Here is a 14,562-nt window from a genome sequence, read left to right as displayed (position 1 = left end):
GAGACTGCGGGGCGTGCGGTACGGGGCCGTGCGCCGGATACGGGCGTCGGTATGCTCGCCGCCATGTCCACCCTCCCCGCACCTTCCCCGGGCCGGGACGGCTCCGGTGCCGGAACACCCGCCGCGGGGCCCGTCCGCGAGCGCGGCGACGCCTGCCCCGGCGCGCTGCGCCTGCACGCCGCGGACGACGGTGCGCTGGCCCGTGTCCGGCTGCCCGGCGGGTTGTTGACGGTCCGTCAGGCCGAGGCGCTGGCCGCGGTGGCGGACGAGCTGGGCGACGGGCACCTCGACCTCACCTCGCGCGGCAACGTCCAGCTGCGCGGCCTCGCCGCCGGCTGCGGCGGCACCGTCGCCGGGCGGCTGCGGCTGCACGGCCTGCTGCCGTCGGACCGGCACGACCGGATCCGCAACGTGGCGGCCTCGCCGCTGTGCGGACTGGACGGCCTGCGTCTGCCCGGACCGGACGGCCGGCATCAGGATTCCGGTTCCGGCCCGGGGACGGCTCCGCCGGGGGCCGGCGCGGCCCCGGCCGACGTCCAGGCGTGGGCCCGTGAGCTGGACGGACTGCTCTGCGCCGACGACGTCCCCGGAGTCTCCGCCGATCTGACCGGCCTCTCCGGAAGGTTCCTCTTCGGACTGGACGACGGGCGGGGCGACATCGTGGCGCTCCGGCCCGATGTGACATTGATCGCAAGCGGCGCCGGGCAGGCCGGCCTGTACGTCGGCACGGCCGGTCCCGGCCTGCGGATCTCCGCCGCGGACGCACCGCGCGCGGCCGTCGTGGCGGCGGCCGGGTTCCTGGCCGCGCTGGAGGCGTACGGGAGTACGGTCTGGCGCGTACGGGAACTTCCGCCGGAACAGCGGCCGACCGCCGCCGGGCTGGCGGAGCGGCTCACCGCGGCGGGCATCGCCTGCACCCCGCTCCCGCTCCCCTTCCCCCGGCTCCCCCTCGGCGAGCCGCCCGCCCCCGGCCTGGTGACGGGCCCGGGCGGCCGCTGCGCGCTGTCGGTGACGGCACCGCTGGGGCGGCTGACCGGCGCTCAGTGGCGGCTCGTGACCCGCGTGGCCGCCGAGGAGGGGAACCAGGAGCTCCGGGTGACCCCCTGGCGCGGCCTCGTCGTCCCCGGGCTCCCCGCGCACAAGGCCCCGCAGCTGCTGGCCGGCCTCGCCGACGCCGGGTTCGTCACCTCCGCCGACTCCGCCTGGCACCGCGCGGGCGCGTGCGCCGGGCGCCCCGGATGCGCCAAGTCCCTCGCGGACGTGCGGGCGGATGCGGCGGAGTGCCTCGCCGGCGGGCAGCCTGCCGGTGCGACGGCGGCCGCGGCAACGGCACCGGCACCGGCGCTGCCGGTGTACTGGTCCGGCTGCGAGCGGCGCTGCGGCCGGCCGGGCGGCGGCCGCTGGGTCGACGTCGTCGCGACGGCCGACGGCTACGAGGTCTCCCTGCGGGGAGGCGGCGAACCGGACGGCCCGGTGCGGAAGGTGGTGCCCGGCGGGCTGCCGGAGGCGGTGACCGCGGCACGGGCGGCCACGCCGGCGGCGGCGACAACGACATAGCGGTAGCGACAGTGGCACACAGCGGTACCAACAGACACAGCACCATCAGCGAGCGAGGCAGAGTGTTCGAGTACGACAAGGACGGCGCGTCCATCTACCGCCAGTCCTTCGCCACCATCCGCGCCGAGGCGGACCTCGGCGGGCTGCCGCCGGACGTCAGCCGGGTCGCGGTGCGCATGATCCACGCCTGCGGGATGACCGACCTCGTACGCGACCTCGCGTACTCCCCGCAGGTCGTGGCGCGGGCCCGCGAGGCCCTGCACGCCGGGGCGCCGGTCCTGTGCGACGCGAACATGGTCGCCAGCGGCGTCACCCGCAAGCGCCTGCCCGCGGACAACGAGGTGCTGTGCACCCTCACCGACCCGTCCGTGCCCGACCTGGCCCTGCGCATGGGCACCACGCGCAGCGCCGCCGCGCTGGAACTGTGGCGCGAGAAGCTGGACGGCGCGGTGGTGGCCGTGGGCAACGCGCCCACCGCCCTGTTCCGGCTCCTGGAGATGGTGGCCGAGGGCGCGCCGCGCCCGGCCGCCGTCCTCGGCATACCGGTCGGCTTCATCGGCGCCGCCGAGTCCAAGGACGCCCTGGCCGGCAGCCCGCTGGGCCTGGAATACCTGGTGGTGCGGGGGCGGCGCGGCGGCAGCGCCATGGCCGCGGCCGCGATCAACGCGATAGCGAGCGAGGAAGAGTGAGCGAGCAGCATCCGCAGACGACGGGCCGGCTGTACGGGGTGGGGCTCGGCCCCGGCGACCCGTCGCTGATGACCGTACGGGCCGTCGAGGTCATCGCGGCGGCCGACGTCGTCGCCTACCACAGCGCCCGGCACGGCCGCTCCATCGCGCGTTCCATCGCCGAACGGCACCTGCGCCCCGACCACATCGAGGAGCGCCTGGTCTACCCCGTCACGACGGAGACCACGGACCACCCCGGCGGCTACCGGGGCGCCATGGAGGAGTTCTACGAGGAGGCCGCGGCGCGGCTGGCCGCGCACCTCGACGCCGGGCGCACGGTGGCCGTGCTCGCGGAGGGCGACCCGCTCTTCTACAGCTCCTACATGCACATGCACAAGCGCCTCGCGGACCGCTACCCCACCGAGGTGATCCCCGGGGTCACCTCCGTGAGCGCCGCGGCCGCGCGGCTCGGCGAACCGCTCGTCGAGGGCGAGGAGGTGCTCACGATCCTGCCCGGCACCCTGCCCGAGGAGGAGCTCGCGGCGCGGCTCGCGTCCACCGACTCGGCCGTGGTGATGAAGCTCGGCCGCACCTTCCCCGCGGTGCGCGGTGCGCTGGAGCGGGCGGGGCGGCTCGACGAGGCGCGCTACGTCGAGCGCGCCACGATGAGCGGCGAGCGCACGGGGCGGCTCGCCGACGTGGACCCGGAGTCGGTCCCGTACTTCTCGGTGGCCGTGCTGCCCAGCCGCGTGGACGCCGGGCCCGGTGCGGAGCGGGGCGAGGTCGTGGTCGTCGGGCTCGGCCCGGCCGGCCCGCTCTGGCTCACGCCCGAGGCGCGCGGCGAGCTGGCGGCCGCGCAGGACGTCGTCGGCTACAGCACGTACGTGGACCGGGTGCCCGCGCGGCCGGGCCAGCGGCGGCACGCGTCCGACAACAAGGTGGAGTCCGAGCGCGCCGAGTTCGCGCTGGACCTGGCGCGGCAGGGGCGGCGCGTCGCCGTGGTCTCCTCCGGCGACCCCGGCGTCTTCGCGATGGCCACGGCCGTCCTGGAGGTGGCCTCCGAGGGCCCGTACCGCGACATCCCGGTGCGGGTCGTGCCGGGCATGACCGCCGCCCACGCGGCGGCCGCGCGGGCCGGTGCGCCGCTCGGCCACGACTACGCGGTGATCTCGCTCTCCGACCGGCTCAAGCCGTGGGAGGTCATCGCGGAGCGGCTGCGGTCCGCGGCCTCCGCGGACCTGGTCCTCGCCCTGTACAACCCCGGCTCCCGCAGCCGCGTCTGGCAGGTCGGCAAGGCCCGCGAACTGCTCCTGGAATTCCGCTCCCCGGAGACCCCGGTCGTCCTGGGCCGCGACGTGGGCGGCCCCGAGGAGAGCGTACGCATCGTCCGCCTCGGCGAACTCGACCCGGCCGAGGTCGACATGCGCACGATCCTGCTGGTGGGCTCGACCCAGACCCGCGCGGTCCGCCGCACGGCGGAGGGCTCCCCGGAGGAGATCGTCTGGACGCCGCGGCGGTATCCGGAGGGGTAATCGGAAGGCAGGGAGTGCGGCTCACTGGCCGAGGAAGGTTACCTGGCGAATGTAGACGCGTTGATGACGTGGGACGACCTGGTACACGAACATGCCCGACGCGTCGACGGCCTCTTCCTGCATACGGGGCGAAGTGCCTGTGTACTTCGCCCCGTCAAGGTAGAGAGCCGCAGCGGCACGGACCAGCTCGTCGGCCCTCTCCTCGACCTTCGCGACGAAGGCGAGGTTGTCGATGCCGCCGATGACGAAGCCGGGATCCGGGTCGTACTCCCACGCCCAACTGTCAGTCACCGGTCACCGCAGCCCGCGCCTCGTTGCGAACCGCCATGCACTCGTCCATGGCTGCACGCCATCTCGGGTCGTCACGGTCCAAGGCGTTCGCATCATCGAGGGCGGCGTGATAGCGGGCTGCCAGGCGGGGGCGACGCTCGATCTCCACCTCGGTCGCCCATTTGACCTGGAATACACGAATCGGGTTGAACGACGCGTGCTGAGTGGCCGCGGTGAACGCCGAATCGCGGTCCGCCTGAAACTCCGCAATCCGGGACGGAGCAACGCGCGCCAATGCCGCCCGGAGCGCCGGGAACGTCATCTCGGGCCGCGGAAAGAGTTCGGCAGGCTGTTCCGAATGCGGTGCGGTCATCGATCCTCCGTCGTCCGTCAGGCGCTCTCCGAACCGTACCGGCTCGGCCCCGGCACCGGCGGGCAACCGACCGGTCGCCTGCGGCCGAGGACACTGTCCACCCATTCCAGCGCCTCCGCCGGGCCCGCGGCCGTGGGCAGCCCCGGCGGTGCCGGGGGGCGCCGGACCACCACGACCGGGATGCCCGCTTCGCGGGCCGCGGTGAGTTTGGCCGATGTTGCCGCCGCCCCGCTGTCCTTGGTCACCAGGACGTCGATGCGGTGCCGCCGCAGCAGCTCCCCTTCGCCCTCGACCGTGAAGGGGCCCCGGTCCAGGAGGACCTCCATGCGGGGCGGTGCCGGCGGTTCGGGGGCGTCCACGGAGCGGACGAGGAACCACAGCCGGTCGAGGTGGGCGAAGGTGGCGAGGCCCATGCGGCCGGTGGTGAGGAAGACCCGCTCGCCCAGCGCGGGCAGCGCCGCTGCGGCCTCCTCCAGCGAGCCGGTGTCGTGCCAGTCGTCGCCCGGACCCGCGACCCAGCCGGGGCGGCGGACGGCGAGCAGGGGAACATGGACCTCTGCGGCGGCCCGCGCCGCGTTGAAACTGATCGTGCCGGCGAAAGGATGGGTGGCGTCGATGAGCGCGTCCACCTGCTGCTCGCGCAGCCACCGGGCGAGGCCGCTCGGGCCTCCGAACCCCCCGATGCGGACCTGCCCCGCCGGCAGCCGCGGCTGCGCCACGCGCCCGGCGAGGGACGTCGTGACCCGGAACCCGGGGTCCGCGGCGAGCTCGCCGGCCAGCCGGCGGGCCTCGGTCGTGCCGCCCAGGATCAGGATGTGGCGCTCGGCCCCCACGTCGTGCCCTTCTGTTCGCCTTCGGGTCGCGGCCGGTTCCGCCCCGCCGGTCCCCCACATTGTGGTTGTTCGCCGTCGCGGCGGGAAATTCTTCCGGAGTGCTCCATGACCGACGCCACCACCGACGCACCGGGCAAGGGCACCGGCGGGCGCACCGCCCAACTGCAGCACACCGGCCTGCGCCACGGCTGGACGACGGGCGCCTGCGCGACCGCCGCGACCACCGCCGCGTACACCGCCCTGCTCACGGGCGAGTTCCCCGACCCCGTGACGATCACCCTGCCCAAGGGGCAGACGCCCGCGTTCGCGCTCGCCGCGGAGCGACTGGGATCCGGGGACGACGGCCGTTCCGCCATGGCCGGCATCGTCAAGGACGCCGGTGACGATCCGGACGTCACGCACGGCGCGCTGATCCGTTCGACGGTGCGGATCCTCCCGCCGGGTTCCGGCGTCGTGTTCCGGGCCGGGCCGGGCGTCGGCACCGTGACCCGCCCCGGGCTGCCCCTGGACGTGGGCGAGCCCGCGATCAACCCCGTGCCGCGGCAGATGATCCGCGACCACGTCGCCGCCGTCGCGGCCCGGTACGGCGGTACGGGGGACGTCGAGGTCGAGGTGTCGGTCGATCACGGCGCGGAGATCGCCCGCTCCACCTGGAACCCGCGCCTGGGCATCCTGGGCGGCATCTCGATCCTGGGCACGACGGGCATCGTCGTGCCGTACTCGTGCTCGGCGTGGATCGACAGCATCCGGCGCGGGGTGGACGTGGCCCGGGCGGCAGGCCGCCGCCACGTGGCGGGCTGTACGGGTTCGACGTCGGAGAAGGTCGCCGTGGCCGTGCACGGCCTGCCGGAGGACGCCCTGCTGGACATGGGCGACTTCGCGGGGGCGGTGCTCAAGTACATCCGCCGGCACCCGGTGGACCGGCTCACCGTCGCGGGCGGTTTCGCCAAGCTGTCGAAGCTGGCGGCGGGCCACCTCGACCTGCACTCGGGCCGCTCGCAGGTGGACAAGGGGTTCCTCGCGGAGCTGGCCCGGCACGGCGGCGCCGGCGAGGAGCTGGCGGCCGCGGTCGCCTCCGCCAACACGGGTCTGGAGGCCCTGCGGCTGTGCGAGGCCGCGGGCGTCCCGCTCGGCGACCTGGTCGCGGCCACGGCCCGCGAGGAGGCCCTCGCGGTGCTGCGCGGGGCGCCCGTCGCGGTCGACGTGATCTGCATCGACCGCGCGGGCACGATCGTGGGCCGCGCGGAGCCCGCAGGCCCGCGCGGCGCTCACGGCGGGGGTTAGCGCAGCGTGTTGAGCGCCGTGGCGGCGGCCGCGGGCTTGTCCTTCACCGGCTTGGGGAGCGCACCGCAGAACTCACCCTCGAACATGTTCTCGAAGGGCGGGCTCTCGTCTAGATTCTTGAACATATCGTGACCTGCGGAAACACTGAGCATCGGACAGTTCGGTGCAGTTCGATGCCGCTCAGTGACGCTGGAAGCGCCTCAGAGCCAAACCGGGTACCCGTGGGAACGCAGCCTCTAGGCGCCCGCCCCACCCCCAGTGCAGGTGAATGGAAAAACCCCGATCCGCAACCAGAACAAGCCGAGCCCCCAGCCGTATCGGCCGGGGGCTCAGGCGACCGCTTGCGGCGCCGCCTGGGGGGCAGGACTGCCGCAAGGGCCGTTCATGGGATGCGCGTTATGCATATGCCTTTCGAATATCTGGCGCTACCCCCGATCGGGGTGATGTCTTCATGAGGCGCTCATCTGCGCGATGAGCTCCAGGACCCACTCCACCTCGCAGAGCGTCTCCGGGCCGTCCGGCGGGCTCAGAACCCAGTGCACGCCCGGGGGATCTGCTCGATGGGGTGGAGGCATGGGGATGCTGTGCGAGGGGCCGAAGCAGGGGAACTCGTAGAGGTCCCAGCCCTGAGACGCGCCTGGCGCCACGAGGGCGTAGTAGATGGTGTGGAAGGGGTCGGCGATGACGGCACCGTCGACGTCCGCCTGCTGGAAGCAGCTCTCGACCTCGCCCCGGTCCTGCCCGCGCACGGCTCCCCGCGGGATCTGGACGGCGTCGAAGAGGATCCCGGTGAATGCCGCGGCCGGCCGGTCCACCCGCCACGCATCCCGGCCCCCGGGCAGCAACGCACCAGACAGCCACTCCGCGGCGGCCGCGCCCATGTCCGCCGGCGCCCAGTCGCGGGGCCTCATCGCGGCGCCTCCGCCAGGAAGTGCCAGAGACGATCCGCCGTAGTCGCCAGGGCGCGCACACGCAGCGCCAGGCTGAGGGGGTCGTCCATCGCGTCGTCGGAACGCCTTGCCTCAAGCAGCTGGGACGCGCTGAGGAACGAGGCGTAGGCCTTGGTCCAGGGTCGGCCTGACCGCTCCCTGTGCATCTGGTGGATCAGGCTCCGGGCCTCGCCCTTCAAGCCCCTGAGTAGCAGCGAGAGCCTCTGTTCCAGCTGGACGAGTTCGTCCTCGCCCAGGGGGCTTTCGAGGGCCTGCAGGCCTCGTGCAATGTCCTGAGCTGCGGCCTTGGGCGTCATGTGCCAGAAGGCCACCCGGTACCGGTCGGGGTCAAGTGGCACGGGCAGGTACATGGGAGGGTCTCCGGTTCGGTGGGGCGTGTGCTCGCCCCAATGCGTCGTAGGCGTGTCAGGCCAGGGCACCGTGGGTGTCGGCTTAGGCGGCAGTCTTCGGTGACATGCCTGGGCAGGCTGGACTTCATGTGCATGGTGCAGCTCTGTACAGCGTCACTGCCTCAAGCGCCGAGAGCAGCTGGAGGGGGTCCGTGACGCGATAGCGCGGAGTGGGAGGCGTGAGCCAGTACGGACCGGGCGGGGCTGAGCGTGATGCATGAGGCACAGCAAGAAAGGACCCGCTTCCCAGGGAACGTGTCTCCGGGCACCTCCAGTGGGTGGTCGTCCCGGGCGGAACGATCACGTAGAGGCGGCGTGCACCAGGGTCCACGATGACGCTGCCCACGTCGTCACCGAGCTGATGCACGGCAGCAAGGCCGAGATATCGCGGAAGCCGGACTGCGTCCCATTCGATGCCGGCTGCGGTGATCGTGACGTCAACGCTCTCCATGATCCGCGTCCTCAGGGATGGGGTGGTCTGGGAGGACGACGGTAGGAGGTATGGCCGGGGCCACCCCGGTCTCTCAGACCGGGTTGTCTCCTGGACCGGGCTCGTCGATGCCGAGTCGCTCCGCCAGGGCTTCTACTTGGCGTCGGTAGGTGGGCCGGACCCGGTCGCGGAGACTGGACACGATCTGTCGAGCGACCGGGTTACGCGCCAAGTCCTCTGGAGCGAACTGCTCGATGTCGAGGAGGTGTACCAGGACGGAAGCGTCTTCGCGCCTCATGTCGTAGCAGCGTGCTACGTCGAGGAGGAAGGTAAACCGTCGCTCCAGGGAGGGGAGACGCTCGATGTCGACTTGGTCGGCCCGGCGGAGCGCCTCGGTGGTCTCTCCGGCCAGCATCTCGATACCGAGGGCGTGAAGGCCGACGTTGGTTGGGCCGAAGACCGTCCAGTGCACGTTGCCCTCACCGACTCGCGCAGCGTGGGGCAACGCAGCCTTCTCCAACCGTTGCCGCGCGCGCCACCAGTCTCGGCGTTGCGCCGCGGCCGTGGACACCACAAGCTCTAGTGCGCCGGCCAGAGCTTCGCGGTCGTCGCTTTCTGGGGTGCGCGCGAGTTCCTCGATCGCTCGTGAGGCTACTTCTTCAGCGCCTTCTGGGTCGCTCTGCGAGAGCAGCACGTGCCCAAGGTTCCATTCCGCAGCGGCAATGCGCAGCGGGTCGTCGGCGTCCTGGGCGGCGCGCAAGGCTCGGTCAGCGACGAGCAACGATAGGTCATTGCGGCCGGTGCGTCGGCAATAGGATCGCAGGAGGCCGTAGAGGTCAGCTGCTGCCCGGAGCGCTTCCCGGCGGTCCTGGACCTCTGACCGCAGTCTGTGGGCCTCGACGGCATGCTGCACGTCGCTCAGGAGTTCTGGCAGGAGTCTGGCAGTGTCGGTGTAGCGGGTCTGGGAGGTCTGCCAGGTCCGCCATGCATGCTCGACCCGTTCCCGCAGGGCGGCCGGAGCCGCTGGCGCAGAACGCGAAGAGGCACAGTAGCCCATCAGGACTCGGGTGACGTCTGAAGCGATCCGCGGCGCTGCAGGCTGGTCCACCGGAGCATCCTCGTCCAGCAGGGCGGAGACTGGGACGCCAATCTCACGGGCGATGGAGAGAAGGGTCTCTAGCGCGGGGGTTCTCCTGCCCCTCTCGATTTGGGACAGGTGATCCTCACTGATGCCGCAGAGGCCAGCGATGGCCGCTTGGGACCGGTTCCCGTTGCGGCGGCGCCAGTAGCGGATACGGGCGCCGACAGTGAGCGTGCCCATCCTGCTTCCCCTCGTTCGTTGAGTGGTTCACCGTACGACGACTTTGCAGCGTTGGGCAGTTCGGCGCTCGTTCGTGTGACAGCCTGGGAGACGCTGGCTGGGTGGAAGGAGCCTCATGGCGGCGCGCCGGATTGTGCTGTGGGACATTGACCACACCCTCGTTGACACGCGTGGTGTGGGCCGGGAGTTGTCAGCAATCGCGTTCGAACGGGCGACCGGGAGGCGCATGGAGCGTCAGGCCAAGATCGACGGCATTACCGAGCCGGTGATCTTTCGTGAGACGGCGAAGCTCCATGGGCTGCAGACCGACCGGAGTGACTTTGAGCGGTTTGCTGCAGCGCTGGCTGACGTGCATGTACAGAGGATCGCCGACCTACGCGAGCGTGGGCACGCGTTGCCGGGAGCTGCCGCGGCACTCGACGCGGTAGCCGCGCTGCCTGGGTACGAGCAGTCCGTTGTCTCGGGGAACGTGCGCTCTGTGGCGGAAATCAAGCTGGCGACCTTCGGCCTCGACAGGCACATCAAGTGGGCTCTAGGCGCCTACGGAGAAGATGCTGATGAGCGAGCAGACTTGGTACGCATCGCTCTCGCCCGGGCGAAGGTGAGCCCTGAAGATGCGCTCGTCCTTGACGACACTCCTGCAGGGGTTGAGGCGGGGCTGGTTGCGGGTGTCCAAGTCGTAGCTGTGGCCACCGGCCGCAGCAGCGCGGACGACCTCTACGACGCCGGTGCACTGACGGTACTCCCGGACCTGACAGACACGGCCAGGGTGATCAGCTCCCTCGCTTGACGGGCTTTGGGGAGGTAGCAGGCCGCCTGTTCGGACTAGCCGGGCGTGCTGGACACGGGATGCGCGACGAGGCTGGTCTCATGGCCACGCATCCACGCGTTGTCGTCTATCCACCCGACGCCTCCGGCGGCCGGCGAGTACGCGCTGACGGGCAGAGCCTTGGAGTGGCCTACGGAGTACCTGATGTGATCGAGTTCCTCCGCCGCGCCGGGTGGGACGAGCACCTGTTCGCGATCGACGACGCACGCCTGATCGAGTGGCGAGGCGGAGGCCCAGACGACTGGGAGCCTCAGTGACCGAGCCGGAGTCGGTCGACGCGAAGGAAGCCCCGTCCTGGACTGAAGAGCAGCCATGGCCGCGCATCCGCACGTGGCCCCCTGCAGAGCTCCCCGCCCTCTACGTCCGCGTCGACGGCAGATGGCGCCACTGCTGGGTCGTCGCCCGCCACACCTACGCTGATGGCCGGGTCGCCTACCAGGTCGACATCGACCTACCCGAGTACGACGGCCGGGTGAACCGCCTGTATTGGTGGGACCCCAGGGCCATGCGCGCGACAACGGGCTAGGGCCACTGCTTGCCAGAACTCCTGCGGACGCTTGCCCCACGGCGGTACGGTGCGCGTCACCACACGCTCCCCGGGGGATCCATGCGCACCAGAACCGCAGCCGCATTCAGCCTCGCCGCCGTTCTCGCTCTCGGAGCCTGCAGCAGCGGGCCGTCGAAGTCCACCGCCACGAAGTCGTCAGCGGCACCCACACCCACCGCCGACAAGCCGGCGGCGGAGCTAGCTTTCGGGAAGCCTGCGGAGACCGTCGGATCCGGCGGCACCGGCCGGCTGGAGGTGACGCCGACGAGCATCGTCTACGTCACGAAGGCGTTGATCGACAAGCCGTCCAAGGGGCTCTTCGCCGTGGTCACGGTGAAAGATCGCGCCACCACGGCGGTCGCTGCGGAGGAGACGGCGCCCATCATGCAAGGCGGCTGGCAGTGGATCGCACCGGACGGGCAGGCCATCGCGACCGGGGACGGCACCGCGGACATGGTCTCGATCGAGGGCTTCAAGAGCGGCGGGGCGGTGCAGCCGGGGGCCTTCCGCTGGGAGTCGCGGGTCTTCGACATCAGCGAGAAGCAGCGCGGCGGGACGCTGGTGTACACAGATGGCGCAGGGAAGTCCTTCCGCTGGAAGACCCCGGCGCAGGACGCGGGTCCGCAGGTGGAGGAGCTGAAGAAGGCGCTCGCGGAATAGGAACAGGCCCCCGCCGTCCAGTGGACGGCGGGGGCCTTCTCATGCGGGGTCGAGCGGTGGCGCGGGCGGCTCGGGGGACGGTACGGGCGGCGGGTCCGCCCAGCCGAGGTCTTCAAGGGTGCCCAGGTCGGCGGCTGGCGGGCTCCGCGGCGGGACCGGGACGGGGGCCGGCTGCTCGTCGAGCATGGTCACACTCCAGTTCGGTTGTACTCGTCGACCAGGGGCGGTGGCTCCGGCGGCGTGATTCCCGAGTCCCGTATCAGGCCACTGAGCTCGGCGACGTACCCGGCGAAGGCCCTGACCACCGCGCGCAGGCGCCCGGTCTCCGTGCGGAGCTCGACGACTTCCTTCTGCAGCTCGTCTCGGATCTCCTTGAAGGCCGCGAGATCGGCTTGGCGCTGGGCGGGCTCCGCGGTCGCCTGCGCCGCTGCGCGGGTGGCCTCGGCGGTTGCCGCGGCGGCGGCCCTGGTGGCCCGGGCGGCGAAGAGTCCGGCGGCGACCATGCCGAGAGTGCCGATGATGGCCACGGCCCCAGCCCAGATGCTCATGGATCGTCCTCGCTCTCCCGTCTGCACATCTGCGGGGGAAGCTCGTACTCAGGTACGGCCGCGGCCCACAGGATGGCGCCGATGTGGGAGGTCAGGTACTAGGCGGCGATGAAGCCGCCGCGGGCGTAGTCGCCGTTGACGACGGCGGTGGCGTAGGCGATGGCCCATAGGCCGGGCGGGATCAGCGCGGTCACGAAGCCGGCCTTGTCCCGGCCGACCTGGACGAAGGCGCAGCCGGCGGTGACGGCGCCGGCCAGCAGCCAGATCCAGGCCCAGCAGTGCAGCGGCGCGACGTCGGTGAGCAGGGCGAGGCCCTGCGGGCTGGGCTGTGGGGCGAGGAGGAAGCCGGCGCCCCAGCACATTTTGCCGATGCCGATGATGAGGAGGAAGGTGCCGCGGCGGCCGAGGAGGCTGCGCAGCCGACGGGCCACCGCGTGCACCATCACACGCGAGGTGCGGTGGACGCGCTGTTGGGGTCGCCGATGGCCCGGGCGATGATGCCCTTGAGGAGGGAGCCGGCGGCGGCGATTCCGGCGGTGCCGACGGTCTGCCAGAAGCTGAGGTTGAACATGTCGGCGGGGCCGGCGGCCAGGGCGACGGAGCCGGCCGCGAGGAGGAAGGTCCAGACGACTCGCTCGGCGAGGTCGACGGCGTAGGTCTTCGCGGTCCGGATGACGTTGGTGGTGGTCATGGTGCCTACTTCCAGTAGAGGCCGCGGGCGCGGGCGGCGGTGATGGTCGCGGGGGCCGTGTCGGTGGCGTTGGCGGGCGCGTAGGTGATCTCGAAGCGGGCGGTCTCGCCCGTGGAGATCGAGCCAGCGTGCGTGAAGTCGACGAAGCTGCTGCCGTCGGTGGTGGCGCGTTCGACGATGGGCCCGTCCCAGCGGGAGCCGTCGGCGCGGTGGTGGTAGAAGCGCCCCTGCAGCACGCCGCCGACAGGTGCCTTGACGGTGAGGTACGCGGTGGCGGTGTAGGACTGGGCGCCGGCGACGAGGTCCAGGCGGCCGAGCGTGAGCGTGGTCCAGATGTTGGGCGGCAGGCTGACGGTGGTGCCGGTGTACTCGCCGAGGGTGTAGGGCACGTCGAACTCCGGTGGGGTGGGGGCGGGGGTCTGGCCCGTGGCGCGGGCGACGATGCCGGGGAAGACCACGTCGTGGAACTGGCGGACGCGGGCGTCGCCGGGGCAGGCGGTACCGCCGGCGGACCACTCGGGGAAGAGGCGATGGTAGCCGTAGCCGGGGTCAGCGGCGGTGCGGCAGATCCGCAAGGGGATGCTGTGCTGCTGGTGCACCCACACGCCGAGCCGGATGAGAGCCTCGACCTGTGCCGGCGACCAAGGGTCCGTGGCGTCCATGTTCGAGGCGGATTCGACGCTGACCGCGCCGGTCCCGTCCGGCCGCCGGTTCGCCTGATAGTTCGCGTCCGCGCGGGTCTGCGTGCCGATGTACTGCGCGAGGCTGCCGTCGTACCCGAGACCGAAATGCGATTCGAGATTCGTCTCGCGCCAGTACTCGTATGTCCTGGCTGGCGTCCAGGGGGCGGCGATCGAGTGGAAGATCAGCTGCGTCGGAATGATCGCGGGCTGCGCGTCGGACTCCGGCTGGAGCTCCAGCTTCTGGGCGCCCGGGTACCAGGCCATCGTGCCTCCAGGGCATGAAAAATGCCCCTCGGCGGGGCGCGGTTCGCGGGTGGTGGTGCTGGTCAGGTGGCGGTCTGGTAGGTGCCCCAGATCCGGAAGACGTTGGTGCTGGCTGGCGTCCATGGGCTGCTGTCGGTCCAGACGTTGGCGTCACCGACGACCGAGGCATTGGGGAACCAGACCTGGTCCGTAGTGGTGGCGCCGTTTTGGAGGAGCACGTCGCCTTGGCCGTGGTTCGGGGTGGATGCCCGGCTGAAGCTGGCGTTCAGCGACCCGGGCTCGCTGTTCGTGATCGTCGCCGCGGTGAACGGGAGGGAGAACTTGTACGTGCCGCTCCCCTTGTTTGTGGTTGACCCGATCACGAGCTTGATGAAGATCTCGCATTTGGTGCCGATCTTCATGTACTGCCCCACGAGCGTGCCGTTGCCAAGGGACGGGTTCGTCGTGGTCGCTGTCCAGGCCACCGAGTAGGTGGTCCACTGGCTGCCGTAGGGCACGGCCTTCCAGCCTGTACCGTCGTAGGTTTCCAGCGAGTTGGTGTCCTGCAGCCACGTGACCATGCCTTCGACGGGGCTGGTGATGGTGGCGGCGCGTGCGGAGGCGGAGGCGAAGCGCATGACCACGCGTGGCACGATGCCGTCGGCCAGGTTCTGGGCGAGGGAGGCGGCGTTGGGAGCGTCGGTGAGGGCAGCGATCTGGACGCCCTGCCCGTAGGCGTCGGTCGTGGGCACGG

Annotated in this window: 20 protein-coding genes; 7 read left to right on the top strand and 13 right to left on the bottom strand. The window is 71.6% G+C overall.

The genetic code is table 11. The annotated features are described in order from the left end of the window. Positions 1–63 precede the first annotated feature (63 nt). From ACFPP6_RS06425 to ACFPP6_RS06415, 3 genes are all read left to right on the top strand, one after another. On the top strand, positions 64–1,557 hold the full coding sequence (locus ACFPP6_RS06425) for a cobalamin biosynthesis protein CobG (protein WP_382038088.1): 1,494 nt from the start codon (positions 64–66) through the stop codon (positions 1,555–1,557). A gap of 62 nt (positions 1,558–1,619) precedes the next feature. Further along, positions 1,620–2,246 carry a precorrin-8X methylmutase gene (locus ACFPP6_RS06420; RefSeq protein ID WP_382038086.1) on the top strand — a complete coding sequence of 209 codons (627 nt, stop codon included), beginning with the start codon at positions 1,620–1,622 and terminating at the stop codon, positions 2,244–2,246. After that, a complete protein-coding gene (locus ACFPP6_RS06415) occupies positions 2,243–3,757 on the top strand; it encodes a precorrin-2 C(20)-methyltransferase (protein ID WP_382038084.1) in 1,515 nt (504 codons plus the stop codon). Before ACFPP6_RS06420 ends, ACFPP6_RS06415 begins: the two co-directional genes overlap by 4 nt. Positions 3,758–3,778: 21 nt before the next feature. Here the strand turns inward: ACFPP6_RS06415 and ACFPP6_RS06410 are convergent, their stop codons facing one another. From ACFPP6_RS06410 to ACFPP6_RS06400, 3 genes are read right to left on the bottom strand one after another with little or no spacing between them, the layout of a single operon-like run. Continuing rightward, positions 3,779–4,048, bottom strand: a complete 270-nt coding sequence (locus ACFPP6_RS06410; RefSeq protein WP_382038083.1) for a hypothetical protein — start codon at positions 4,046–4,048, stop codon at positions 3,779–3,781. Further along, on the bottom strand, positions 4,041–4,400 hold the full coding sequence (locus ACFPP6_RS06405; protein ID WP_382038082.1) for a hypothetical protein: 360 nt from the start codon (positions 4,398–4,400) through the stop codon (positions 4,041–4,043). The genes ACFPP6_RS06410 and ACFPP6_RS06405 overlap by 8 nt, the downstream gene beginning before the upstream one ends. Before the next feature lie 17 nt (positions 4,401–4,417). Beyond that, a complete protein-coding gene (locus ACFPP6_RS06400; protein ID WP_382038080.1) occupies positions 4,418–5,233 on the bottom strand; it encodes a cobalt-precorrin-6A reductase in 816 nt (271 codons plus the stop codon). A gap of 105 nt (positions 5,234–5,338) precedes the next feature. Between ACFPP6_RS06400 and ACFPP6_RS06395 the strand changes: the two genes are divergently transcribed. Beyond that, positions 5,339–6,517: a cobalt-precorrin-5B (C(1))-methyltransferase gene (locus ACFPP6_RS06395; RefSeq protein ID WP_382038079.1), complete on the top strand. Its 1,179-nt coding sequence runs from the start codon at positions 5,339–5,341 to the stop codon at positions 6,515–6,517. Here ACFPP6_RS06395 and ACFPP6_RS06390 read toward each other — a convergent pair. The 4 genes from ACFPP6_RS06390 to ACFPP6_RS06375 form a co-directional block, all read right to left on the bottom strand. Continuing rightward, the gene (locus tag ACFPP6_RS06390; protein WP_382038077.1) at positions 6,514–6,642 is read right to left on the bottom strand and encodes a hypothetical protein; all 129 of its coding nucleotides are present in this window, start codon (positions 6,640–6,642) and stop codon (positions 6,514–6,516) included. The two genes, ACFPP6_RS06395 and ACFPP6_RS06390, sit on opposite strands and share 4 nt — an antisense overlap. A gap of 324 nt (positions 6,643–6,966) precedes the next feature. Beyond that, entirely contained in the window at positions 6,967–7,428 is a 462-nt protein-coding gene (locus tag ACFPP6_RS06385) for a hypothetical protein (RefSeq protein WP_382038075.1), read from the bottom strand. Then, the gene (locus ACFPP6_RS06380; RefSeq protein WP_382038073.1) at positions 7,425–7,817 is read right to left on the bottom strand and encodes a hypothetical protein; all 393 of its coding nucleotides are present in this window, start codon (positions 7,815–7,817) and stop codon (positions 7,425–7,427) included. The genes ACFPP6_RS06385 and ACFPP6_RS06380 overlap by 4 nt, the downstream gene beginning before the upstream one ends. A gap of 563 nt (positions 7,818–8,380) precedes the next feature. Then, the gene (locus ACFPP6_RS06375; protein WP_382038071.1) at positions 8,381–9,607 is read right to left on the bottom strand and encodes a helix-turn-helix domain-containing protein; all 1,227 of its coding nucleotides are present in this window, start codon (positions 9,605–9,607) and stop codon (positions 8,381–8,383) included. 115 nt (positions 9,608–9,722) lie between these two features. Between ACFPP6_RS06375 and ACFPP6_RS06370 the strand changes: the two genes are divergently transcribed. The 3 genes from ACFPP6_RS06370 to ACFPP6_RS06360 all read left to right on the top strand — a co-directional run bounded on the left by ACFPP6_RS06370 (position 9,723) and on the right by ACFPP6_RS06360 (position 11,643). Continuing rightward, the gene (locus tag ACFPP6_RS06370; protein ID WP_382038069.1) at positions 9,723–10,397 is read left to right on the top strand and encodes an HAD family hydrolase; all 675 of its coding nucleotides are present in this window, start codon (positions 9,723–9,725) and stop codon (positions 10,395–10,397) included. 292 nt (positions 10,398–10,689) lie between these two features. Then, positions 10,690–10,962: a hypothetical protein gene (locus tag ACFPP6_RS06365; RefSeq protein WP_382038067.1), complete on the top strand. Its 273-nt coding sequence runs from the start codon at positions 10,690–10,692 to the stop codon at positions 10,960–10,962. A gap of 81 nt (positions 10,963–11,043) precedes the next feature. Beyond that, on the top strand, positions 11,044–11,643 hold the full coding sequence (locus ACFPP6_RS06360; RefSeq protein WP_382038065.1) for a hypothetical protein: 600 nt from the start codon (positions 11,044–11,046) through the stop codon (positions 11,641–11,643). A gap of 39 nt (positions 11,644–11,682) precedes the next feature. Here ACFPP6_RS06360 and ACFPP6_RS06355 read toward each other — a convergent pair whose 3' ends face one another. From ACFPP6_RS06355 to ACFPP6_RS06330, 6 genes are all read right to left on the bottom strand, one after another. Beyond that, positions 11,683–11,829, bottom strand: a complete 147-nt coding sequence (locus tag ACFPP6_RS06355; protein WP_382038063.1) for a hypothetical protein — start codon at positions 11,827–11,829, stop codon at positions 11,683–11,685. Between the two features lie 2 nt (positions 11,830–11,831). After that, positions 11,832–12,191 (bottom strand): hypothetical protein, encoded by a 360-nt coding sequence (locus ACFPP6_RS06350; RefSeq protein ID WP_382038061.1) that lies wholly within the window; start codon positions 12,189–12,191, stop codon positions 11,832–11,834. Positions 12,192–12,289: 98 nt separating this feature from the next. Further along, positions 12,290–12,622 carry a hypothetical protein gene (locus tag ACFPP6_RS06345; RefSeq protein ID WP_382038059.1) on the bottom strand — a complete coding sequence of 111 codons (333 nt, stop codon included), beginning with the start codon at positions 12,620–12,622 and terminating at the stop codon, positions 12,290–12,292. Positions 12,623–12,633: 11 nt separating this feature from the next. Continuing rightward, complete coding sequence (locus ACFPP6_RS06340; RefSeq protein WP_382038057.1) at positions 12,634–12,882, bottom strand: hypothetical protein; 249 nt, start codon at positions 12,880–12,882, stop codon at positions 12,634–12,636. A 5-nt stretch (positions 12,883–12,887) separates the two neighbouring features. Next, positions 12,888–13,829, bottom strand: coding sequence for a peptidoglycan recognition protein family protein (locus tag ACFPP6_RS06335; RefSeq protein ID WP_382038055.1), 942 nt, complete (start codon positions 13,827–13,829; stop codon positions 12,888–12,890). Positions 13,830–13,891: 62 nt separating this feature from the next. Further along, positions 13,892–14,560 carry a hypothetical protein gene (locus tag ACFPP6_RS06330; RefSeq protein WP_382038053.1) on the bottom strand — a complete coding sequence of 223 codons (669 nt, stop codon included), beginning with the start codon at positions 14,558–14,560 and terminating at the stop codon, positions 13,892–13,894. Between the last annotated feature and the right edge of the window lie 2 nt (positions 14,561–14,562).

Source organism: Streptomyces aureoversilis (assembly GCF_042657885.1).
Lineage (GTDB): Bacteria > Actinomycetota > Actinomycetes > Streptomycetales > Streptomycetaceae > Streptomyces > Streptomyces aureoversilis.
Note: the sequence above shows the minus strand (reverse complement) of the source record. Positions and strands in the feature narration are given on the sequence as shown.

Bases quoted from the DNA above. Each gene is read 5' to 3' on its own strand.
- ACFPP6_RS06425 (WP_382038088.1), top strand. From the start codon at position 64: ATGTCCACCCTCCCCGCACCTTCCCCGGGCCGGGACGGCTCCGGTGCC.
- ACFPP6_RS06405 (WP_382038082.1), bottom strand. From the start codon at position 4,400: ATGACCGCACCGCATTCGGAACAGCCTGCCGAACTCTTTCCGCGGCCC.
- ACFPP6_RS06395 (WP_382038079.1), top strand. From the start codon at position 5,339: ATGACCGACGCCACCACCGACGCACCGGGCAAGGGCACCGGCGGGCGC.
- ACFPP6_RS06390 (WP_382038077.1), bottom strand. From the start codon at position 6,642: ATGTTCAAGAATCTAGACGAGAGCCCGCCCTTCGAGAACATGTTCGAG.
- ACFPP6_RS06385 (WP_382038075.1), bottom strand. From the start codon at position 7,428: ATGAGGCCCCGCGACTGGGCGCCGGCGGACATGGGCGCGGCCGCCGCG.
- ACFPP6_RS06380 (WP_382038073.1), bottom strand. From the start codon at position 7,817: ATGTACCTGCCCGTGCCACTTGACCCCGACCGGTACCGGGTGGCCTTC.
- ACFPP6_RS06375 (WP_382038071.1), bottom strand. From the start codon at position 9,607: ATGGGCACGCTCACTGTCGGCGCCCGTATCCGCTACTGGCGCCGCCGC.
- ACFPP6_RS06370 (WP_382038069.1), top strand. From the start codon at position 9,723: ATGGCGGCGCGCCGGATTGTGCTGTGGGACATTGACCACACCCTCGTT.
- ACFPP6_RS06360 (WP_382038065.1), top strand. From the start codon at position 11,044: ATGCGCACCAGAACCGCAGCCGCATTCAGCCTCGCCGCCGTTCTCGCT.
- ACFPP6_RS06355 (WP_382038063.1), bottom strand. From the start codon at position 11,829: ATGCTCGACGAGCAGCCGGCCCCCGTCCCGGTCCCGCCGCGGAGCCCG.
- ACFPP6_RS06350 (WP_382038061.1), bottom strand. From the start codon at position 12,191: ATGAGCATCTGGGCTGGGGCCGTGGCCATCATCGGCACTCTCGGCATG.
- ACFPP6_RS06340 (WP_382038057.1), bottom strand. From the start codon at position 12,882: ATGACCACCACCAACGTCATCCGGACCGCGAAGACCTACGCCGTCGAC.
- ACFPP6_RS06335 (WP_382038055.1), bottom strand. From the start codon at position 13,829: ATGGCCTGGTACCCGGGCGCCCAGAAGCTGGAGCTCCAGCCGGAGTCC.